This is a genomic window from Lentzea albidocapillata subsp. violacea (assembly GCF_900100275.1).
Classification (GTDB): domain Bacteria; phylum Actinomycetota; class Actinomycetes; order Mycobacteriales; family Pseudonocardiaceae; genus Lentzea; species Lentzea violacea.
The window spans coordinates 1-21269 of record NZ_FNET01000024.1; the positions used below are offsets into that span (position 1 = coordinate 1).

The window sequence follows — 21269 nt, forward strand, 5'->3', positions numbered from 1 at the left end:
GCTATGGCGCGACTCGTGATGGGACCCCACCGCCTGGCCCGCTTGGTAAGGACGGCTCGCCTTCGGCTTCGCTGGTGGGGTGGCTGCTCGTTACTTACTTTACCGGGCTGGCGGTGGGGTTCCTGGCTCGTTTAGTGATGGGATTTTTGCCTTGAAGGCCTTGATCATGGCGTCTCGGCCGATTGAGTTGAACTCTTTGCCCAGGGTTCGCATGATCGAGTTGGCTGTGGGGCGGTATAGGCCGGTTTTGTAGTAGCGGGCACCCTCTACTGGGGCGATCACGCCGCCGTCTGGGGAAGGTTGGCCCAGGTATTCTGACCACTTGGCGCCGGTTGGGTCCTTGGTTACGTTGATTTCTCGTGGTTCTGTGCCCGTGTAGTTTGCGTACGGGTAGTCGTATTCGTCGGCCAGGCCTCCGATTGAGTGGCCCAGCTCGTGGATTGCGATTTGGCCCGCTTGTGCGTTTGAGCCTGCGGCTGTGGCTACTGAGCCGCCTGCGCCGCCGTACTTTGTGGTGTTGCCTAGTGCGATTACCTGGTCTGACTGGGGGGCCAGAGCCGCGAATTCTTTTGCCTTGGTTTCGTTTACGCAGAGTAGGCGTTCTGTGTTCGCGTCGCGGCCTTGGCACCAGAAGCCCATGTCCAGTGCTGTGTTTTTGAGCAGGCCCTTTGTTGGGTCGTGGTCTACGCCGGACTCTGCGGAGATCACGTTGACCTGCCAGACGTTGAAGTACTGCTTGTAGGTGGCGAAGGGCTCTACTGCCGAGAGTTCTTCCCACTTGCTCTTCACGTTCGCGGCGTAGGTTGCCAGGTCGTCGGTTGTGTAGCCGTCGCCTACGAAGACGAGGTCGAAGCGGTCTGCTGAGTCGCCGGTTACCTGGACCGGGATCACGTCTGCCGCGGCCAGGGCTCGGAGGTCCGTGGACTTCTCGGCTGGGGGCTTCGGGGTTAGGGCTTGGGTGATGGAGCCGTCTTCGTTGAAGACCTCGCGCCATTCCATCGCCGGGGCAGCGCCGCCGGCCGGTACCTGCGCGAACAGTGCCAGTGCTGACATGGTCAGCGCTGGGAGGAGCAGCCGGGAACGGTGCATGTGCTTACGCTAAGCAACCGGGTTGTCACCCACAAGCTGCAATTGTCGGTACTTTTGGCCCAAGCCTTGTGTTGGGGCAAAGCCATGCCGGTGGTCGCGTGATCTGGGCAACTACCTACTCTGAGGTCTGTGAACCCCACCGATCTGGCGATCTCCGGGCCGTTGCTGCTGGCTACCGGGGTTGCTTTGCTCGCGGGTTTTGTCTCGTTCGCGTCGCCGTGTGTGGTGCCGCTGGTGCCCGGTTACCTGGCCTATCTTGCTGGGCTGGTCGGTGCTGAGGCGCCTCGGGTCGAGGCGAACGAACCCGCTCGGCAGGGGCGGTGGCGGGTGGCCGGGGCCTCGTTGCTGTTCGTGCTTGGGTTCACCGTTGTCTTCGCGTTGGCCTCGATGGCCATTCTTGGTGCTTCGGATGCGCTGTTTTTGAACGCTGATCTGTTCCAGCGCATCGGTGGTGTCGTCACGATCCTGATGGGACTGGTGTTCCTCGGGTTCGTTCCGGCGCTGCAGAAGGACGTGCGGTTCCACGCCAAGCCTGGCGCCGGGTTGCTTGGGGCGCCTTTGCTTGGGGCCGTGTTCGCGCTTGGGTGGACGCCCTGTCTTGGGCCGACGCTGGCCGGGGTGCTTGCTGTCGCGCGTAGCACCGAGGTTGGGTCGTCGACTGTGCGTGGGGCCGTGCTGGTGCTTGCGTACTGCTTGGGGCTCGGGTTGCCGTTCGTGGTTCTTGCGCTTGGTGCGCGTTGGGCGTTGGGCGTGACGAAGTGGCTGCGCACGCACGCTCGGCATGTGCAGATCTTCGGTGGCGTGCTGCTGATCCTCGTCGGGATCGCGCTGGTCACCGGGCTCTGGGGTGAGTTCGTCGGGTGGCTGCGCTACTCGTTCGTCGACGTCGTGAGGCTGCCGCTCTAGTGATCGCCTTCCTCCGCAACACGTGGCGCGGGCTCACCTCGATGAGGACCGCGCTGACCCTGCTGTTCCTGCTCGCGCTCGCGGCTATGCCCGGTGCGTTGCTGCCGCAGCTGTCGCTGAACGCGGCCAAGGTCGACGAGTACGTCGCCCAGCGTGGCTGGTGGGGGCAGTTGCTGCTCAAGCTCGGGTTCTTCGAGGTGTATGCCACGCCGTGGTTCGCCGCGATCTACCTGCTGCTGTTCACGTCCCTCGTCGGGTGTCTGCTTCCCCGGACGTGGGAGTACTTCAAGCAGATGCGCGCGAAGCCCGTGCTGACGCCGCGCAATCTCTCGCGCATGCCGCACCATTCGCAGGCCGAGCTCGACGTGACGCCGGACGAGGCTCTCGCGCGGGCGAAGAAGGCCATGCGTGGCTGGCGGATGGAGACCGGTGAGGGCACGGTCAGCGCGGAACGCGGGTTCCTGCGCGAGACCGGCAACCTGGTCTTCCACTTCGCGCTGCTGGGCCTGCTGGTGTCGTTCGCGCTCGGCAAGATGTTCAACTACGAGGGCCAGGTCATCGTCCAGGCCGACGGCGGCCAGTTCTGCAACGGCGGCATCTTCAACTACGACCAGTTCCGGCCCGGCCTGCGGGTCGACGGCACTGACCTCACGCCGTTCTGCGTCGAGATCGGCAAGTTCACCGCCGACTACCTCGACAACGGCCAGCCCGTCGGCTACCAGGCGGACATCCGCTACCAGTCGGGCGACGATCTCACGTCGAACACGTGGAAGCCGTACACGCTGCAGGTCAACCACCCGCTGCGCACCGAGGGCGACCGGCTCTACCTGCTCGGCCACGGGTACACGCCGACGTTCACGGTGACGTTCCCCAACGGCGAGAAGCGCACGCAGGGCATCCAGTGGCTGCCGACCAACCAGCTGACGCTGGCCTCCGAGGGCGCGACGAAGTTCGACCCGCCCGGCGTCACGGACTCCGAGACGCGGCGCAAGAACCAGATCGCGGTGACGGGCCTGCTGGCGCCGACGCCGTTGCTGCACGGCAGCATCCTGAACTCGAAGTTCCCGGCGCTGAACAACCCGATGGTCGCCGTCGACGTGTACCGCGGTGATCTCGGTGTGGACGACGGCCGCGGCCAGTCGATCTTCTCGATCGACCAGAAGATGGTCGAGCAGGGCCGGTTGGCGAAGGTCGCGCGCAAGAACCTCGCGCTGGGCGAGGAGATCGTGCTCGACGACGGAACGAAGGTGCGCTTCGACGCCGTGAACGACTGGGTGTCGCTGCAGGTTTCGCACGACCCGACCCAGGGTTACGTGCTGGCGTTCGCCATCCTGATCATTCTCGGCCTGGGGGTCTCGCTGACCGTCAAGCGCCGCAGGGTGTGGGTGCGTGCGACTCGTCTGGAGGACGGGCGTACTTTGGTCGAGGTCGGTGGGCTTGCCCGTACTGACCAGGCAGGATACGGCGAGGAGTTCACGCGGCTGGCCCGCGCGGTGCTGAACGAGGAGAAGTCCTGATGCCGGTTGACGAGACCCTCGCGACCTACAGCGACTGGCTGTACCGCAGCGCGTTGGGTGTCTACCTCTTCGCGGTCCTGCTCTACGCGGTCGAGCAGGCTTTCGCCCGCGCGCCGCGCAAGGCGATGGCCGGGGCCGGTGGGCCGGACATCCTCACCGACGCGCCGAAGAGCGAGCTGACCAGGACCGAGCGCATCGGCCGCATGGGTGCCGCGATGACGGTCCTCGGCGCGGTGCTGCACCTCGGGTCGCTGGTGATGCGCGGTCTGTCCGCCGGGCGGGCGCCCTGGGGCAACATGTACGAGTACATGTCGCTGCTGTGCCTTGCGGCCGTGGTGACGTGGATCGTGCTGATGGCCAAGTTCCCGATCCGCCGTCTCGGCGCGTTCGTGCTGACGCCGATCCTGGTCCTGCTGTTCCTCGGTGGCACCGTGCTCTACGCCGAGTCCGCGCCCGTCCAGCCGGCGCTGCGGTCGTACTGGCTGGTGATCCACGTCTCGGTGATCTCGATCTCGTCCGGCATGCTGCTGATCCCCGGCGTGACGTCGATCCTCTACCTGCTCAAGGACACGAACTCCGACCGCTTCCCCAAGCTGCCGTCCGCCGACGTGCTCGACCGCATGTCCTACCGGACCACCGTGCTGGCGTTCCCGCTGTTCACGGCCGGGATCATCCTCGGGGCGATCTGGGCGGAAGCCGCGTGGGGCCGGTTCTGGGGCTGGGACCCGAAGGAGACGGTCGCGTTCGTCTCGTGGGTGGTCTACGCGGCGTATCTGCACGCACGCGCGACGGCCGGATGGCGTGGCCGTGGGGCCGCTTGGATCAACATCGCGGGCTTCGCCCTGAACGTGTTCAACCTGTTCTTCATCAACTTGGTCACCAGCGGGTTGCATTCGTACGCGGGTCTCTAACGAGTTAGCCCCCATGTCGATGGAACCGTTGCCGGTTGCGTACCGTCGCAACCTGGGGGTCGGGGAAGTCTCGGTCCCTCTTGCTCAGGGAGGGCCACAGCGGTGACATGGCAACCACCGGGTGAGGAACAGGGCTCCGGCCCGCAGTACGTCGACCCGCAGGCGGCGGCCTACCTCGACCCGCAGCAGTCCGGCCCGCAGCACGTCAGCGGCGGCCAATCAGGCCCGTACAACCTGGCCGGCCAGTCAGGCGCGTACCAGGTTCCCGGCAACGCGTCCGGTCCGTACCCGGTGCCCGGTTCGCAGTCCGGCGCCTATCAGGTGGGCGGTGGCCAGTCGGGTCCCCACAACACCGACAGCACCGCGCAGTACGGCCACTTCGCCGGCCAGCAGTACCCGAACAACTTCCCGCAGCAGCAGTACCGCTCGCAGGCGCAGGAAGTCTCGTCGCAGCAGCTCATCAAGAAGGAGAAGCGCCCGCCGACGTCCGGCTGGCGCAAGTCCCTGCACTCGATCAGCGGCGGCGCCATCAATCTGGGCGAGAGCCCGGCTGACGTGCGGCGACGCGAGCTGATCGCGCGGATCAACCAGCCGCTGCGCGGGTGCTACAAGATCGCGATGCTGTCCCTGAAGGGCGGTGTCGGCAAGACCACGACGACCACCACGCTCGGGTCGACGTTCTCGTCGCTGCGCGGTGACCGGGTGGTCGCCGTCGACGCGAACCCCGACCGCGGCACGCTGGCGTTGAAGATCCCGCGGGAGACCACGGCGACCGTGCGTCACCTGCTGCGCGACGCCCCGCGGATCAAGAAGTACAGCGACGTGCGCGCGTACACCTCGCAGTCGCCCGCGCGTCTCGAGGTGCTGGCGTCCGAGCAGGACCCGTCGGTGTCGGAGGCGTTCAGCGAGGACGACTACCGGCGCACGGTGGAGCTGCTGGAGCACTTCTACAACATCGTGCTGACCGACTGCGGCACCGGCTTGATGCACTCCGCGATGAAGGGCGTGCTGGACGAGGCGGACTCGCTGGTCCTGGTGTCGTCCGGCTCGGTCGACGGCGCGCAGACATCGGCCGCGACGCTCGACTGGCTCGAGGCACACGGCTACCGCGACCTGGTCGCGAAGTCCGTCTGTGTGATCAACTCGGTGCGCCCGAGGTCGGGCAAGGTCGACCTCGACAAGCTCGCAGCGCACTTCCAGCAGCGCTGCCGTGCCGTGGTCCGCCTGCCGTTCGACGCGCACCTCGAAGAGGGCGCCGAGATCGCGCTGGACCAGCTCGCGCCGGAGACCCGTCTGGCCTTGCTGGAACTCGCCGCGGTGGTCGCGGACGACTTCCCGCACTCCTGAACGGGTTCTCGACAGTGGCGGAAAGGGGTCCTGAGGTCAGGGCCCCTTTTCCGTTCACTCGTCGCGCTTGCGCTGCTCGTCGAGCTTGCGCAGGAACTCCGGGTCGTCGTCGGGCGCGATCACCTTGCGGCCTGGGGTGTACTCCGAGTGCTGCGGGGCGAACGCTCGCCACACGAGCACAGCCACGGTGAGCGCACCGATCACCGCCAGCAGGTAGATCATCGTGTCGCCACCTCCCTTTGCCACGAGATTACCCGCGGCACAGGGATTACTACGGTTTCAGTGGCGGACGGGTTCAGTTGCCTCGGTCGTGAGCTCCGACAGCAGAGCCTTCACCTCGGTCTCACGGAACCTGCGATGTCCTCCAGGGGTGCGGATCGACCCGATGCGACCAGCGGTGGCCCACCGGGTCACGGTCTTCGGGTCGACCCGGAACAGATTGGCGACTTCCCCAGGCGTCAAGAGCCGCTCGGTGGCTGCAGTCACTCGTCCTCCTCAGATCAGACGTTCCGGTCTGATCGTGGCATCTGACCCATCAGGTACTCGAACGCTTGTTTTTTGGTAAAGAGGTAGTAAGGGACGACAGGGGCGAACCGGACAGTGCTTGTTGGCCGCTGCTTCGCAGACGGCGGCGAGTTCGCCGGGAAGTCGGTCGTCCGGGCCCCGCTTCGCGCCGAATCGCCTGCGGCGGTTGACACGAAGAGGGACCCGGACGACCGACGCGAACTCGCGGCTCACGTGGCCGCTGGTGCCTGGGCGGACGCGTGGGGCATAGGGTGTTTTAGGTGGATGCTCTTGATCGGCAGATCATCGCCGCCCTGCGGGCCAACGGACGGGCCACGTACGCGGACCTCGGCAGGCAGGTCGGCCTGTCCGCGTCCGCCGTGCACGAGCGGGTCGGCAAGCTCGAGTCCAGCGGCGTGATCGTCGGGTACCACGCGGTCGTCGACCCCAGCGCGGTCGGCCTGGGCGTCACCGCGCTGATCGGCATCCACCCCACCGACATCGCGGACGACAACGAGGTCGCGGTCGCGCTGGGCGAGCTGCACGAGGTCGAGTCCTGCTACCGGGTCGCGGGCGACGAGTCGTTCATCGTGAAGGTCAGGGTGTCGACGGTGGACGACCTGGAGCGCGCTCTCGGGCGGCTGCGGCGCATCCCCGGCGTGGCCCGCACGCGTACGACCGTGGTGCTTTCCACACGGTTCGAGGGGCGCCCGAACACCGGTGACGAAGAAGGCGACGTAACCTGAACGGGTGCTCGCTCGTGATGTGACGCTCTACGTCCTCGCCCGCCTCGGCCTCGTGGTCGTGGTGATGGGCGCGCTCATGTTGGTCAAGGTTCCTTTGCTGCCCGCCCTCGCCGTCGGTGTGGTCGTGGCGTTGCCGGCCTCGTTGTTCATCTTCAAGGGGCTGCGGCAGCGGGTCGCGGCCGGCTTGGGCGAGCACCAGGCGGCGCGTAAGGCCGAGCGCGACAGGTTGCGCTCCGAACTGCGTGGTGACGAAGGTCCTCTCACCCAGGCGTAGGCCGTTCGCGCGGTTATCGTGCGGCTGTGAGTACCTCCGTTGACCGCGTTTGCAGCAGGACCAGGCACTGGGTGTGCGAGGCCGTCGGGATCATCGAGGCGGACGCGAACCGCAGCGCTGACACGCACCTCCTGCGCTACCCGTTGCCGCTCGAATGGGGCATCGACCTCTACCTCAAGGACGAGTCGACGCACCCCACCGGGTCGTTGAAGCACCGGTTGGCGCGCTCGTTGTTCCTCTACGCGATCTGCAACGGCTGGATCACCGGCGGCACGCCCGTGATCGAGGCCTCCTCCGGTTCGACGGCGGTGTCCGAGGCGTACTTCGCGCGGCTGCTGGGGCTGCCGTTCATCGCGGTGATGCCCCGCTCGACCTCGGCGGAGAAGGTCGCGCTGATCGAACGCCAGGGCGGCAGGTGCCACTTCATCGACGAGCCGTCGGCGCTCTACGACGAGTCGCGCCGGCTGGCCGCCGAGCTCGGTGGCCACTTCATGGACCAGTTCACGCACGCCGAGCGCGCCACGGACTGGCGGGGCAACAACAACATCGCCGAGTCGATCTTCGAGCAGATGAGGCTGGAGCCGTCGCCCACGCCCGACTGGATCGTCGTCGGCGCGGGCACGGGCGGCACGTCGGCCACGATCGGCCGGTACATCCACTACCAGAAGCTGAACACGCGCCTGGCCGTCGTCGATCCCGAGCACTCGGTCTTCTTCGACGCGTGGCGTGACGGCGACCGCGACCTGGTGGCCACGAGGGGGTCCGGCATCGAGGGCATCGGGCGGCCGCGGGTGGAGCCGTCGTTCATCGGCGAGGTGATCGACCGGATGATCAAGGTGCCGGACGCGGCGTCCGTCGCGACGATCCGGTACGTCGAGGACCTGCTCGGCCGCCGGGTCGGCGGTTCCACCGGGACGAACCTCTGGGGAGCGTTCCAGATCGTGGCCGAGATGCGGCAGTCTCGCACTCGCGGGAGTGTGGTGACCCTGTTGTGTGACGGTGGCGAGCGTTACGCGAACACCTACTACGACGACACATGGGTAGCGGCACAGGGCATGCACCTCGCCCCGTGCCTCGAACGCCTGAACAACTTCCACCGCACGGGGAACTGGTGACGAGAGTTGTGCGTCACAGCGTGACCTGAGCACCTGAGTCCGCAGGGGGGACGCTGTGTCGTCGCTGTTCACCGACGCGGCCGAGCTGCGCGCGTACGCCGAGTACCTGCGCACCGAGGCCCAAGAGTTCGACACGATCCGTCAGTACGTCCACACCACGGCGTGCGACAAGGCGGGCTTCACGGGCCTGCTCACGTTGCTGCAGCCGGGCGTGGACATCGTGCGGGCGCTGTTCGACGAGTCGCTCGACTTCGGCAAGTCGAAGCTCGAGGGCGCGGCCACGGCGGTGGACGCGACGGCGAAGGCCTACGAGGACATCGACGCCCTCCAGCGGCGCATCTTCGAGGGGCTGCTGAAGTGACGACGGCCTACCAGTCCCCGCGACCGGTCACCGCGTCCCTCAAGCAGCCCGAGGTCGACACGGCGTCGCTCAACGACGTCCTGCGCGACCAGGGCTGGGGCGTCCAGGCGGTGAACTGGGTGTTCGAGGCGGTGACGGGCGAGAGCCTGGTCTCCGCGATCATCACGCCGATCACCGGCGACTGGTCGAAGATCCGTGCCGACGGCGACGCGTGGCGCATGGTCGGCAACGCCATGAACGACGTCTCGTACAACCTCACCGACGCGGTGGGGAAGGTGCGCGGCCACTGGGACGGCGACGCGGCCCGCGCCCACGAGAGGTACATCGCTCTCGGCTGGAAGGCCGGACTCCTCGCCGAGATGGGCGTGGCCCAGCTGATCGCGAAGGGCTTCGACACCGTCGCGTCCGGCGCCGAGGCCCTCGGCAAGCAGGCCGCGCGCCTGCTCGACTACCTCGTCAACAAGCTGCTGCAAGCCGCCGCCACCGTCTGGATCCCGGTGGCCGGTTGGATCAAGGCCGCCGAGATGGTCTGGAACGCGTACCAGATCTACCGGCGCGTCATGGACATCATCGACACGGTCCAGAAGCTGATCTCCGACGTGAAGGCGCTCTTCGACGCCGTCGGCCGCGTCTTCTCCGCCATCGGCAAGCTGAAGGACGCCGACTCCCTGGCCGAGGCCATGAACGCCACCCAGGAGGTGGCCGAGGCGGGCCGCGACGTCCGCAACGCCGTGAACGACATCCACGACGACTTCTCGTCCATCAAGGAGTCGGCCACCGAGATCGCCGACCGCGGCAACGACATCGGCTCGAAGGTCCGCGAGGTCTACACCCCGCCAGGCGGCACGGAGGACACCAAACCCGCCGCCGTCTCCGCGGCGGCACCCGGCGGCGCCCCGGTAGCCGCCCCGCCGACCCTGCCTACTTCCACAGACGCCCCGGCCACCACCCACGCGGCAGCCACCGCAGGCCCCGCCGCGTCAGCACCGCCCTCGCTGGGCGGAGGCGGAGGCGGCGCGCCGACCGGCTCAGGTGGCGCTCCGGCCGGAGGCCCTTCCGGCGCCCCGATCCGCCCTGACACCACACATGCGGCAGGCGCGGCCCCCGCTGCAGCGCCGCCGTCGTCCCACCAGACCCCCATGGGCGGCGCGATGCCGATGGGCGCCCCGATGGCCCCGGGCGCGGGTGGCGGCGACCAGACCAGGAGCTCCGGCTCCCGTCCGGGCGCAGGCGGCGTCCCGGCGTTCCCGAGCGCGGGCACCCCGACCGGCACCCCCAAGCCCGCCGGCCTGCCGACGCCTCCCGGTAGCGGTTCAGGTCTCCCCACCCCGCCCAGCCAGGGAACGCCACCCGCCGGCGCCCGCCCCGGCTCGGGCCTGCCCACGCCGCCCGGTCCCGGCACCTCGGGCAGCCACCCAGGTTCCGCAGGCACGCACCCGACGCCCAGCTCGCACTCGACCCCAGGCACCCACCCGACGCCGGGCTCGCACTCGACCCCAGGCACCCACCCGGCTCCGGGGTCCGCGGGAACGCACCCCGGCGGTGCGGGCCTGCCGACCCCGCCGAACCCCGGCCCCCACCCGACGCCCGGTGGCAGCGGCCTCCCGACGCCACCCGAACACCCGAGTGCCAGCTCCGGCACGGCAACGGCCCCGCCTGCCACGAACACCGGCGGCGGCCTCCCGTCGCCTCCCGGCCACCCGACTCCGAGCGCGGGTGGCGGCCTGCCGTCGCCTCCCGGACACCCGAGCCCCACCGCGGGTACGGACCACTCGACGCCGTCCGGCACCACGCCGGCCGACTCGTCGCCCCCGCGTCCGCACGACACCACGCCCAACGGGTCGACGGACACCAAGCCCCACGACGCACCGGACAGCACCAGGCCGCACGACGCCGACGCCAAGCCGCACGACACCGACACGCGCGCCGACGACGCCAAGCCCCACGACAGCGACCCGAAGCCACACGACACCGACCCGCGTCCCGACGACACCAAGCCGCACGACACCGACGCGAGCGGCGCCGAAGACGTCCGGCCCACCGACCCCCAGCCGGACCACGACAACACCCCGGCCGGCCACGACACCGACCCCAAGCCCGGCAACGAAGACGCCACCCCCGGTCACAACGGCGACGGCGGCAGCAACCCGCCGCCTCCCGCCGGCCCGGACCTCAAGGGCCACTTCGACGCCGCCGCGATGGCCGCGCAGGGCCAGGGCTACCAGCACCAGCTCGACCAGATGCTGCCCAACCAGGCCGATCGCGACCGCTACGTCGAGCTGAGCCAGAAGCTGTCCACCGAACTGAGCGCGGACGAGGCCCAGCACGTGGCCGACGTCCGCAACCAGATCAAGGTCGACACCGGCGACATCGTCACCAAGGCCCTCAACCAGGGCGCCCTCAGCACGTACCTGCCCGACCAGCCGCACGCGCCGGGCAGCCAGAAGGAGACCTGGCAGAACCAGATGGGCGGCTCGATCGCCCGCGGCCAGGACGTGGTCGACGTCAACACGCCGCAGGGCCTGCGGGACGGCCTCGCGCTCGACGACAAGGGCAAGGGCTGGACGCCCATCCCCGAGGGCGCGCCGAACGCGATGCAGCTCCGCTACGAGGTCACCGACCAGAACGCGGGCGCGCACAACGTGCCGTTCGGCGGGCCGAAGAAGGACACGCCGGACTTCACCCAGCCAGGACCGTACCCGGCGGACCAATACCAGTCGCCGCAGGAGAAGGCGCACTACGAGGCGTCGCAGCAGCAGATGGCGGCGGCCGGTGGTGCGGCGAAACCGTACGACGGCTACGACCCGTTCACCGGCACCGGGTCCACGATGGGCGGCATGCCGGAGTGGCGCGTGGACGGCGGCACACCGTTGCCCGATCGTGCCGAGATCTGGCAGGTCAACGCGGACGGAACTGAGAAACTGCACGCCGTGTACGACCGCAAGTTCGGCTGGACGAAGCTCTGATGACCCACTACTCCCAGGAGATGGCCGAGTACCGCGGCGAGGTCTACTTCGCGGGCAGCGAGGGGAACGACGTCTGGATCCGCAAGATCCCGGGCGTCACCTACGCCAACGCCGAAGGCTTTCAGACCTACGGCAACCGTGAGCTCAAGACGGTGGCCGTCCACGACCTCGATGCCTGGTACCGCGAGACGATGACGGCCACCTGGCGCGGGCAGCCGTTCAACGTCGTCCGAACGGACGGCGGCAAGGCGGAGGCCGGGTACGCGGGCGGCGAGTACGTGTGGGCCGCGCAGAACGGGCTCGAAGGCGACCAGTACAACGGCTACACGGCCACGCTCGACGCAGACGAGCTGGAGAACGTGCAGGTCGACCGCACCGACTTCCTGGCGCGGTGGAAGGAGAAGAACCCGGGATGAGCACCCCTCAGGCCGTGCGCAAGGCGGCCGGCATCGGGCCGGAGACGATCCTGCAGAAGATCGTCCACCCCGCGATCGCGCAGCTCTACCTGGGCAACGTCGTGGTGCCCGGCAAGTTCGAGCCGCACCGGGCCGCCGGGTTCGTGACGCGCGGGCAGGACTTCCCGCAGGGCACCTCCGAGGAGTTCGCGGAGGCGTTCGGCGTCGACAAGGTCGCGGACTGGCCGAAGGGCACGCAGTACCTGCTGCGCTTCCTGGCCCACACCACCGAGCTCTTCGACACGAGCTTCGGCGGCCCGACGCTCGATGGCGCGCAGAAGATGGGCACCACCCGCGTCTACCCGCTCCCGTTCACCGGCACGGGGTACACGCCGAGCGCCAACCCGATCCCCGAGTACGTCATGGAACTCGCGGAACTCCCGGCGGGCACCGAACTCTGGCGCTTCGAACCGGACGGCACCGGCCGCAGCGTCGGCAAGTACCCCAACCGGCAGACCGGCTGGATCCCGACCGGTGACGTCGGCTTCGGGCCCGGAAGGTACTGGCCGGCACCGGTTCCGCATCGGCCGACCGTCCGTCGTGGACTGATCGGGAAGTACCGCGGCCAGGACTTCGACATCGACTTCGGGCCCGCGCCCGGATCGGTTCTCCTGCACCCGCTCGCCGGGCACCCCGCGCCGCCGGACTTCACCGAGGAGGGCGGCGCCCGGTTCCTGGAGGTGCCGGACGCGGTCGTCGAGGACCTCCAGCTGGTCCGCACGCTCTGCGCGTACCGGGGCGCGGAGTTCGAGATCGTCGGCGTCTTCGGCGAGCAGGCCGTGCTGCACTTCGTCGGCGAGAACCACGAAACGGCCGAGCGGCTGGGTCTGTCCGAAGTAGACTTCCGGCAGTGGCGCACCCTCGCTCAGCGCAACGAGGTGAGTGACATCCGCGGTGACGCCAGGCCGATCCAGCGCGGACTCTTCGCGAGGGAGAACTGAGATGACCACGCCGAACGACAGCTGGAAGTCCGCCGAGCTGCGGGCGGCCGAGGCGCAGGTCGACGCGCGCTTCAAGGAGGCGCAGGATCTCGCGAACCGCCTCAAGGAGACGCCGCTGCCGCCCGTCCCGCCCGTCGACTTCAAGGCGATCGCCCAGCAGGTCGAACGGGCCGCGCAGGAACGGGACGCGCCCGAGCAGCTCAAGGCGTTGAAGCGCAAGGTGGACGCGGGTGAGTTCACCTGGGAGGACGTCGTCTCCGGCAAGGCCGCGCAGGATCCCGACGTGCAGGCCATGCAGCAGGAGAACGTCAACAAGATGAAGCAGGCGTTCCAGATGCTGCAGGAGGGCATGACCGCCGAGGAGATCATGGAGGCGCAGCGGCCGCGCAGGGACGGGGACGACGATGACCAGCTCGACCCCGACATCTTCACGGAGGACAAGTGGTGATGACGGCCTGGCGGACATCGGACATCCTCGCGGCGGAGAACTTCCTGACGAGCGCGGTCGCCGAGGCGGACCGCGCGATGCGCACCGCCCAGCAGGGGCTCCGGGGCAAGGAACCGTCCACTGAGGACATCCGCAGGGTGATGCAGTTCGCCAAGTCCAGCGAAGCCTCACCGGCGATGCGGCAGCTCGCGGACCGCATCGCGCGCGGCGCGGGTCTGAGCTGGCGTCAGGTCCTCACCGGCGAGGCGGCCCACGATCCGCTGGTGCGCCAGGCACTCGACGCCGACCGCGCCCGGCTGGACGAGCTGATCAAGGGCGAGTCGGCCCCGCCGCCACCCCCGCGCAAGCCCGCGCGAACGGACGACGACGAACCTCTGCAGTTCACCGAAGACGCCTGGTGACCGGACTCAGTCCAGCACCAGACCGGCGCTGACCAGCACGGCCCAGGCCAGCATCGCGATCCCGGTGAACTGCAGCACCGGGATCAGCTCCCGGCCGCCCCGCCCGGCGGCCACCCGCCGCACGGCGGGCAGCAGCACCGGCGCCGCGAGGAACCCGAGCAACGCGTACGGCACCCGCACGACCATGCCCAGCGCGATCAGGAACGGCACGGCCACCAGCGCCAGGTACAGCCTGCGCGTGTCCTTGTCGCCCAGCACCACGGCCAGGGTCCGCTTGCCCGACACGGCGTCCGTCGGGATGTCGCGCAGGTTGTTCGCCACCAGCACCGCGGCCGAGATCGACCCCATCGCGATGGACGCCCCGATGCCGATGCCGGTGATCTCGCCGGTCTGCACGTACAGCGTGCCCAGCACCGCGGCCGGGCCGAAGAAGAGGAACACCGCGATCTCGCCGAGGCCCGCGTAGCCGTACGGACGCTTGCCGCCCGTGTAGAACCACGCTCCGAGCACGCACACTGCGCCGAAAGCGAGCAGCCACCAGTACCCGGACATCACCACCAGCACGAGCCCGGCCAGCGCACCGACGCCGAGCGAGATGAACGCCGCCAGCCGCACCTTCGACGCCTCGGCCGCACCGGACCCGGTCAGCCGGAACGGCCCCACCCGGTTGTCGTCTGTGCCGCGGATCCCGTCGGAGTAGTCGTTCGCGTAGTTCACGCCGACCTGGAACGCCACCGAGACGATCAGCGCGAGCACCGTGTAGAGCACGTTGAACTCGTCGATGTGGTGCGCCGCAGCGGCTCCCACGACCACCGGGGCGATCGAGTTCGGCAGCGTGCGCGGGCGGGTCCCCTGGATCCACTGGACGACTGAGGCCATGCCCCACATCCTCCGGTATGACTCCTGAGGACCCGCCAAAGGGGTGTATCAGCAGGCAGTGGCGCCTGAGACGCCCGCCACGTACGCCTTCGCGATGTGCTTGCCGGACGCGATGCGGTACCAGACGTTCGACGTGCCCTGCGTGCCCGTCACCGACTGGCCGGTGAGCTGGCAGGTCACCCTGACCTGGGCGTAGTTCGCGGCCAGACCCACCTGCGACGTCGCGGAGCTCGTGCCGCTGCGGACGTTCACCGTGCCGTTCGCCGCGGCGGTGCGGACCGTCCCGACAGGCCCGGAGCCGGTCCACAGGTACGTCACGGTCACCCACGCGTTGGTGGTGAGCTTGAGGCCGTCCCAGAACGTGCCGTCGGCGAGGTCGATGCCCGCCGGGTTCGCGACCTCGCGCCCGAACTGGTCCTTGCCGCCGTTGTAGTTGTCCTGGTACGCGGCCTGCGCCTCGGGCTTGCCCTGCGGCAGGTTCTTCCACATCTCACGGGTCGCGGACGGGTTCCAGTAGTCGTCCTTGGTGTTCCAGGGGCCGACGTCCCACACGGGCGCCCACTCGCAACGGCCGTTCGACGCGCACACCTGCACGCTGTAGTTGCCGGAGTTCCTGCCCGCCAGGCCACGCCGCGACGGCAGTGCCGCGAAGTGGTCGCGCGAACGGATCACGTGCCCGTTCGCCGTGGTGCCACCGACGAGGCCCTCCCGCGTCGCGAACACCCGGTACGAACGTCCAGCCGCGGCAACGGAAACGTCGTCGGCGGCCACGGTCGCGGGCGCCTGCGTCGCGGTCAGCTTCACCCGCGATGCCCTGCCGCTGCTCAAAACCACGCGGGTCTCGATGGTGGACGTGGTCACCGGCAACGTCGCCGGCGCCTCCAGCCACTCGGTCCACTGACCGTCCGCGCGCAGGCCGCGCACGTCGACGACACCATCGCCGGTCACCGCCGCCGTGACCGCGTTGGCGGGCTGGGCGAGTCTGTGCGAGCCGAGCTCGATCAGGCCCGTGCGCGGGGAACCGCCCCACGTGACGGCACGACCGCTGACGTCGGCGGTCCACTCGTTCGAGGCAGGGGCCGCCTGGGCGGGAGACGCCAGTCCGGCCACCAAGGCGGCGCCCGTGACCAGCGGTAACAGGTAGCGCATGAAGAAACCCCCATCGCTAACGCGCGCGGCCAGAGTTTCCGCACGCTTCGCGGCGAGGGTTGTCCTCAGCGGTAAAGGTTCACCTAAATGAGGCGACCACAGCCGTTCGATCGACTTTGCCGGGCCCGCACAACGGCAGCTCGTGCACGAACCGCACCAGCTTCGGCGCCGCCGCCCGTCCCACGGCCTCGACGACCGCGGCCCTCAGCTCATCGACCGAAGGCTCCACCCCGCGCGCGACGACGGCAGCGGCCACGACCTGGCCCCACTCGTCGTCCGGCACGCCGACCACACACGCCTCCAGCACGCCCCCGACGGTCGCCAGAGCGCGTTCCACCAGCACCGGAGGGATTTTCTCGCCGCCCGTGACGATCACGTCGTCCGCGCGTCCCAGCACCTCCAGCCGCCCGTCGCGCAGCCGCCCGAGGTCCCCGGTGCGGAACCACTCGCCGAACGGCTCCGCGCTGCCGCGATAGCCCAGCGCCAGCACCGGCCCGCTGATCTCGATCACGTCTTCGGTGCGCAACGAGACGCCCCGCAACGGTTGGCCGTCGTACACGCACCCGCCGGACGTCTCGCTCATGCCGTACGTCGTGACGACCTGCACGCCCTGAGCGCGCGCCTGCTGCAACAGCGTCGGCGGGGTGGCGGCCCCGCCGATCAGCACGCCGTCGAACTGCCGCAGCGCCTCCAGGCCCGGCCCCTCACCCACGACGAGCCGGGAGAGCTGGGTCGGCACGAGCGCCGTGTAGTGGCGTCCCGGCTGGGCCAGCACCGGCCGTGCGGCCTGCGCGAAACCCATGGCGCGGAAGCCCTTCGACATGTCGAGCACACCGGGCGTGGTGCCGGCGACGATCGACCGCACCAGCACCTGCGCCCCGGCGATGTGGCCGGTCGGCAACGCCAGCAGCCACGTGCCGGGGCCGCCCAGCCGCTCGTACGTGGCCTCCGCGGACATCGTCAGCGCGTCCGCGTCGAGCAGCACGGTCTTCGGCTCGCCCGTCGACCCGGAGGTCGGCACGCCGAGCACGGCCCGCTTCTCCCAGCCGTCGAGTGGGCCGTCGACCAGGGGTTCGCCACCGGCCAGCGCCGCGCGCAGTTCGTCGAGCATGGGCACCTGCTCAGAAGTAGTACGGGTAGTTCGACCAGTCCGGGGCGCGCTTCTCCAGGAACGAGTCACGGCCCTCGACCGCCTCGTCGGTCATGTACGCGAGCCGCGTCGTCTCGCCGGCGAAGATCTGCTGTCCCACCAGGCCGTCGTCGATCAGGTTGAACGCGTACTTCAGCATCCGCTGGGCGGTCGGCGACTTGCCGTTGATCTCGCGCCCCCACTGCAGCGCCGTGGTCTCCAGCTCGGCGTGCGGCACGACCTCGTTGACCGCGCCCATCTTGTACATGTCCTCCGCCGAGTACGTGCGGCCGAGGAAGAAGATCTCGCGGGCGAACTTCTGCCCGACCTGCCGGGCGAGGTAGGCCGATCCGTAGCCGCCGTCGAACGAGCCGACGTCCGCGTCGGTCTGCTTGAACTTGGCGTGCTCGGCGCTCGCGATCGTGAGGTCGCACACGACGTGCAGGCTGTGCCCGCCACCCGCGGCCCAGCCGGGCACGACCGCGATGACGACCTTCGGCATGAACCTGATCAGCCGCTGGCACTCCAGGATGTGCAACCGGCCCGCGCGCGCCGGGTCGACGCTCTCGGCCGTCTCACCGGAGGCGTACTGGTAGCCGCTGCGACCGCGAATCCGCTGGTCACCGCCACTGCAGAAGGCCCAGCCGCCGTCCTTGGGGCTGGGGCCGTTGCCGGTCAGCAGCACGCACCCGACATCGGACGACATCCGCGCGTGGTCCAGCGCCCGGTACAGCTCGTCCACCGTGTGCGGCCGGAAGGCGTTGCGCACCTCGGGCCGGTTGAACGCGATGCGGACGGTGCCCTGGTCAAGCGCGCGGTGGTACGTGATGTCGGTGAAGTCGAAGCCTTCGATCGGCTTCCACAACGACGGGTCGAAGAGCTCCTGATCTGCCACGGCCAAGACTCTAAGCCCGCGCACCTGAGACCAGCGGGCGACCTCTCAGCGCGGTCCGGTGACAATTGGGGGATGAACCCGTCCACGACGCAGGCGAGGGTGATCGTCGACGAACTGGTGCGCAACGGCGTGCGTCACGTCGTCCTGTGCCCCGGTTCGCGCAACGCCCCGCTGTCGTTCGCGCTGCACCAGGCCGAGCAGAAAGGCCTGCTCACGGTGCACGTGCGCATCGACGAGCGCAGTGGCGGATTCCTCGCTCTGGGCCTCGCGAAGACCGGTGAGCCGGCCGTGGTGACGTGCACGAGCGGCACCGCCGTCGCGAACCTGCACCCGGCCGTGATCGAGGCGCAGCTGACGAACGTGCCGCTGATCGCGCTGACCGCCGACCGTCCGGTCGACCTCTACCGCACCGGCTCCAGCCAGACGATCAACCAGCACGACGTCCTGGGCATCCCGACGCTGCACATGCCGGAGGGTGCCGGCGAGGCCGTGACGCGGTCGTTGATCTGCCGTGCCATCGCCACGGACGGCCCGTCGCACGTCAACGTGCCTTTCCGGCCGCCGCTGACGCCGTCCGACGAGCTGTGGCCCACCTCGGATCGCGGCGCGTGGACGGAGACGGACCGTACGTTCACCGTCGAGACCCGGCCCTCCTCGCTGCCCGCCCGCACGCTGGTGCTGCTCGGTGACGACCGCCCGGAGCGGCTGCTGAAGGCCTCGCGGCTCGGCTGGCCGGTGATCGCCGAGCCGACCGCGCCCGGTGGCCTGCGGCACGGTTCGCTGCTGCTCAACGCCGGCCTGCCGGAGCACCTGCGGCCCGACGCGGTGCTCGTCGTCGGCCGCGTCACCCTGTCGAGGGGTCAGCAGGCTGTGCTTGGAGCGGCTCCAATCGTGCACGCAGTGGGTGACCAGGCCCAGTGGCCGGACGTGCCGTTCACCGCCACGCGGGCCTCCACCTGGCTGCCGGAGCCCGCCGCGCCCGACGGCGAGTGGCTGCTGGCGTGGCAGAGCGCGGTGAAGAGCGTCAGCGTGGCCGTCGACGACCTGCTGGACACCGCGCCGTGGCCGACCGGCCTGCACGTCGCGCGCGATCTGATGCAGGCGATGCCGCCGGGTTCGCTGCTGTTCGTGGGCTCGTCCAACCCGATCCGCGACGTCGACTTCGCGTCCGAACGCCGCTCGGACGTCGCCGTGCACGCCAACCGGGGTGCCGCCGGCATCGACGGGAGCGTGTCCACGGCCATCGGGCTCGCCTGGCAGCACAAGGGCCCCGCGTACGCGCTGATGGGCGACCTGACGTTCCTGCACGACAGCAACGGCCTGCTCGCCGACCGGATGCCGGACCTCACGATCGTCGTCCTCAACGACGACGGGGGCGGCATATTTTCGTTGCTCGAACAAGGCGCTCCGGAGTACGGCGGAAGTTTCGAGCGAATTTTCGGTACTCCGCACGGAACTGATCTGACCGCTTTGTGCGCGGGCTACCGAATTCCGCACTCCACAGTGGACGGCCAGGAGGAGTTCCGTAGCGCGATTGCGTCGCCGAAGGGCCTCCAGGTGGTCGAAGTCCAGGCAAAACGTGACGAGCTGCGGGCGTTGCACCGGCGTCTCAAGGCGACTGTGTCAAACGTTTTCGCCAGATAGGAAACCTACGTAAGTCGGTGGCTCGTTCTTGATCGTCTGGATACCGTCCGCCGCATGTCGATCAGAACCAAGGCGACGGCCGCGGTGGCGTCCGCGGCCGCGATGACGCTCTTCGCGGGGACGGCGCTGGCGGCGTCTCCAGGCGCTCCCGGCGTCGACGATCCGTACTTCCCGACCTACGGGAACGGCGGGTACGACGTCTCCCACTACGACATCAGGCTCAACTACAACCCGAACGGCGACAAGCTGTCGGGCACGACGACGATCCTGGCCAAGGCCACGCAGGACCTCACGCAGTTCAACCTCGACTTCCTGCTCAAGGTGAAGTCGGTCCGGGTCAACAACGCGCGGTCCTCGTTCGTCTCCGACAACGGCGAGCTCACGCTCACCCCGCGCGGAGGCGTCCGTAAGGGCCAGGACCTGACGATCGTCGTCACGTACGCCGACTCGCCTTCCACCGTGAAGGACCGCAACGGCTTCACGGCGTGGACGAAGACCCCCGACGGCGCCCTGGCGATCGGCGAGCCGGAGATCTCGGCGTGGTGGTACCCGTCCAACGACCACCCGACCGACAAGGCCACCTTCGACGTCAACGTCGCCGTCCCGAACGGCGTCGAGGCGATCTCGAACGGCAGGTTCGTCGGCCAGACCCGCCAGATCAACGGCTACACGCGCTGGAACTGGCGCAGCACCAAGCCGCAGGCGACGTACCTGACGTTCCTGTCGATCGGCCAGTTCGAGATCCGCCAGTCCACGGCGCCCAACGGCCAGCCCGTCGTGAACGCCTACTCCGAGCGCCTCGGCGAACACACCGACGCGGCCAAGGCGAGCATCGAGCGCACGCCCGAGGTCACCGAGTTCCTGGCGGACAACTTCGGCCCGTACCCGTTCGAAGCGCAGGGCGGCGTCGTGACGCCGGACCTCGGCTACGCGCTGGAGAACCAGACCCGCTCGACCTACGACGACGCGTTCTTCCGGCGCGGCGCCAACACCTACGTCGTCGCGCACGAGGTCGCCCACCAGTGGTTCGGCGACTCCGTGTCGGTCCACCACTGGCGGGACATCTGGCTGAACGAGGGCTTCGCCTCCTACGCCGAGTTCCTGTGGTCCGAGCACGTCGGTGAGGGCACGGCACAGGAGAACGCCGACTTCGTCTACGACTCCTACCCGGCCGACGACCCGTTCTGGCAGGTCCTGCCCGGCGACCCCGGTGCGTCGAACGTGTTCCACAGCGCCGTCTACGACCGCGGGGCGCTGGCCGTCCACGCTCTGCGCGTGGCCGTCGGGGACGAGAAGTTCTTCGAGATCCTCAAGGCCTGGGTCGCGGAGAAGAAGTACTCGGACGCCACCGTCGAGGAGTTCGTCGCGCTGGCGGAACGGGTCTCCGGTCAGCAGCTCGACCAGCTCTTCCAGACGTGGCTGTTCACCAAGGGCAAGCCGGCGGAAGCTCCCGGCCGTTCGGCCGACGTGGCGTCGAAGACGCTGTCCGTCGCGGCGGAGCCGAAGTCGCGCGCCAAGATCAAGCTGACGCACGAACTGCTCGACGCCCACAAGTAAGTCGGTAGCGCACAACGCCGGTGACGAGCACGATC

Annotated in this window: 22 protein-coding genes; 15 read left to right on the forward strand and 7 right to left on the reverse strand. The window is 69.0% G+C overall.

The features are described from left to right. Positions 1-99: 99 nt before the first annotated feature. Positions 100-1089: a M64 family metallopeptidase gene (locus BLR21_RS34805; protein WP_090013121.1), complete on the reverse strand. Its 990-nt coding sequence runs from the start codon at positions 1087-1089 to the stop codon at positions 100-102. Between the two features lie 129 nt (positions 1090-1218). On the opposite strand from BLR21_RS34805, the gene BLR21_RS34810 reads away from it, so the two are divergent. The 4 genes from BLR21_RS34810 (at position 1219) to BLR21_RS34825 (ending at position 5770) form a co-directional block, all read left to right on the forward strand. Continuing rightward, positions 1219-1995, forward strand: coding sequence for a cytochrome c biogenesis CcdA family protein (locus BLR21_RS34810; RefSeq protein ID WP_176929932.1), 777 nt, complete (start codon positions 1219-1221; stop codon positions 1993-1995). 41 nt (positions 1996-2036) lie between these two features. Continuing rightward, positions 2037-3512, forward strand: coding sequence for a cytochrome c biogenesis protein ResB (resB, locus tag BLR21_RS34815; RefSeq protein ID WP_090013340.1), 1476 nt, complete (start codon positions 2037-2039; stop codon positions 3510-3512). Beyond that, the gene (gene ccsB / locus BLR21_RS34820) at positions 3512-4423 is read left to right on the forward strand and encodes a c-type cytochrome biogenesis protein CcsB (protein WP_090013125.1); all 912 of its coding nucleotides are present in this window, start codon (positions 3512-3514) and stop codon (positions 4421-4423) included. The genes resB and ccsB overlap by 1 nt, the downstream gene beginning before the upstream one ends. 102 nt (positions 4424-4525) lie before the next feature. Next, positions 4526-5770, forward strand: coding sequence for a MinD/ParA family ATP-binding protein (locus BLR21_RS34825; protein ID WP_090013127.1), 1245 nt, complete (start codon positions 4526-4528; stop codon positions 5768-5770). A gap of 54 nt (positions 5771-5824) precedes the next feature. On the opposite strand, the gene BLR21_RS42885 is transcribed toward BLR21_RS34825, so the two are convergent. Next, positions 5825-5992, reverse strand: a complete 168-nt coding sequence (locus tag BLR21_RS42885) for a hypothetical protein (protein ID WP_086667950.1) — start codon at positions 5990-5992, stop codon at positions 5825-5827. Between the two features lie 57 nt (positions 5993-6049). Then, positions 6050-6256 carry a BldC family transcriptional regulator gene (locus BLR21_RS34835; RefSeq protein ID WP_030473853.1) on the reverse strand — a complete coding sequence of 69 codons (207 nt, stop codon included), beginning with the start codon at positions 6254-6256 and terminating at the stop codon, positions 6050-6052. Between the two features lie 299 nt (positions 6257-6555). Here BLR21_RS34835 and BLR21_RS34840 point away from each other — a divergent pair, with 299 nt between their 5' ends. From BLR21_RS34840 to BLR21_RS34880, 9 genes are read left to right on the forward strand one after another with little or no spacing between them, the layout of a single operon-like run. Continuing rightward, complete coding sequence (locus BLR21_RS34840; RefSeq protein WP_090013129.1) at positions 6556-7020, forward strand: Lrp/AsnC family transcriptional regulator; 465 nt, start codon at positions 6556-6558, stop codon at positions 7018-7020. A gap of 4 nt (positions 7021-7024) precedes the next feature. After that, on the forward strand, positions 7025-7294 hold the full coding sequence (locus BLR21_RS34845; protein WP_256335133.1) for a DUF4229 domain-containing protein: 270 nt from the start codon (positions 7025-7027) through the stop codon (positions 7292-7294). Between the two features lie 26 nt (positions 7295-7320). Further along, positions 7321-8409 carry an L-cysteine desulfhydrase Cds1 gene (gene cds1, locus BLR21_RS34850; protein WP_256335134.1) on the forward strand — a complete coding sequence of 363 codons (1089 nt, stop codon included), beginning with the start codon at positions 7321-7323 and terminating at the stop codon, positions 8407-8409. 55 nt (positions 8410-8464) lie between these two features. Beyond that, positions 8465-8770 (forward strand): hypothetical protein, encoded by a 306-nt coding sequence (locus tag BLR21_RS34855; RefSeq protein WP_090013134.1) that lies wholly within the window; start codon positions 8465-8467, stop codon positions 8768-8770. Beyond that, positions 8767-11736, forward strand: coding sequence for a phage tail family protein (locus tag BLR21_RS34860; RefSeq protein ID WP_090013136.1), 2970 nt, complete (start codon positions 8767-8769; stop codon positions 11734-11736). Before BLR21_RS34855 ends, BLR21_RS34860 begins: the two co-directional genes overlap by 4 nt. Further along, positions 11736-12152 (forward strand): hypothetical protein, encoded by a 417-nt coding sequence (locus BLR21_RS34865; protein WP_090013138.1) that lies wholly within the window; start codon positions 11736-11738, stop codon positions 12150-12152. The genes BLR21_RS34860 and BLR21_RS34865 overlap by 1 nt, the downstream gene beginning before the upstream one ends. After that, positions 12149-13132, forward strand: coding sequence for a hypothetical protein (locus BLR21_RS34870; RefSeq protein ID WP_090013140.1), 984 nt, complete (start codon positions 12149-12151; stop codon positions 13130-13132). Before BLR21_RS34865 ends, BLR21_RS34870 begins: the two co-directional genes overlap by 4 nt. Position 13133: 1 nt before the next feature. After that, positions 13134-13580 (forward strand): hypothetical protein, encoded by a 447-nt coding sequence (locus tag BLR21_RS34875; protein WP_051770277.1) that lies wholly within the window; start codon positions 13134-13136, stop codon positions 13578-13580. Further along, positions 13580-13981, forward strand: coding sequence for a hypothetical protein (locus tag BLR21_RS34880; RefSeq protein WP_090013344.1), 402 nt, complete (start codon positions 13580-13582; stop codon positions 13979-13981). Before BLR21_RS34875 ends, BLR21_RS34880 begins: the two co-directional genes overlap by 1 nt. Positions 13982-13987: 6 nt before the next feature. Here BLR21_RS34880 and BLR21_RS34885 read toward each other — a convergent pair whose 3' ends face one another. From BLR21_RS34885 to BLR21_RS34900, 4 genes are all read right to left on the reverse strand, one after another. Continuing rightward, positions 13988-14860 carry a 1,4-dihydroxy-2-naphthoate polyprenyltransferase gene (locus BLR21_RS34885; RefSeq protein WP_090013142.1) on the reverse strand — a complete coding sequence of 291 codons (873 nt, stop codon included), beginning with the start codon at positions 14858-14860 and terminating at the stop codon, positions 13988-13990. 48 nt (positions 14861-14908) lie between these two features. Beyond that, positions 14909-16009: a hypothetical protein gene (locus BLR21_RS34890; protein WP_090013144.1), complete on the reverse strand. Its 1101-nt coding sequence runs from the start codon at positions 16007-16009 to the stop codon at positions 14909-14911. A 79-nt stretch (positions 16010-16088) separates the two neighbouring features. Further along, the gene (menE, locus tag BLR21_RS34895; protein ID WP_090013146.1) at positions 16089-17120 is read right to left on the reverse strand and encodes an o-succinylbenzoate--CoA ligase; all 1032 of its coding nucleotides are present in this window, start codon (positions 17118-17120) and stop codon (positions 16089-16091) included. A gap of 10 nt (positions 17121-17130) precedes the next feature. Beyond that, positions 17131-18033: a 1,4-dihydroxy-2-naphthoyl-CoA synthase gene (locus BLR21_RS34900; RefSeq protein ID WP_090013346.1), complete on the reverse strand. Its 903-nt coding sequence runs from the start codon at positions 18031-18033 to the stop codon at positions 17131-17133. Positions 18034-18105: 72 nt separating this feature from the next. On the opposite strand from BLR21_RS34900, the gene menD reads away from it, so the two are divergent. Together menD and BLR21_RS34910 are read left to right on the forward strand one after the other, a co-directional pair. Continuing rightward, entirely contained in the window at positions 18106-19677 is a 1572-nt protein-coding gene (gene menD, locus BLR21_RS34905) for a 2-succinyl-5-enolpyruvyl-6-hydroxy-3-cyclohexene-1-carboxylic-acid synthase (protein WP_090013148.1), read from the forward strand. A 54-nt stretch (positions 19678-19731) separates the two neighbouring features. After that, a complete protein-coding gene (locus BLR21_RS34910) occupies positions 19732-21234 on the forward strand; it encodes a M1 family metallopeptidase (protein ID WP_090013150.1) in 1503 nt (500 codons plus the stop codon). Positions 21235-21269 lie beyond the last annotated feature (35 nt).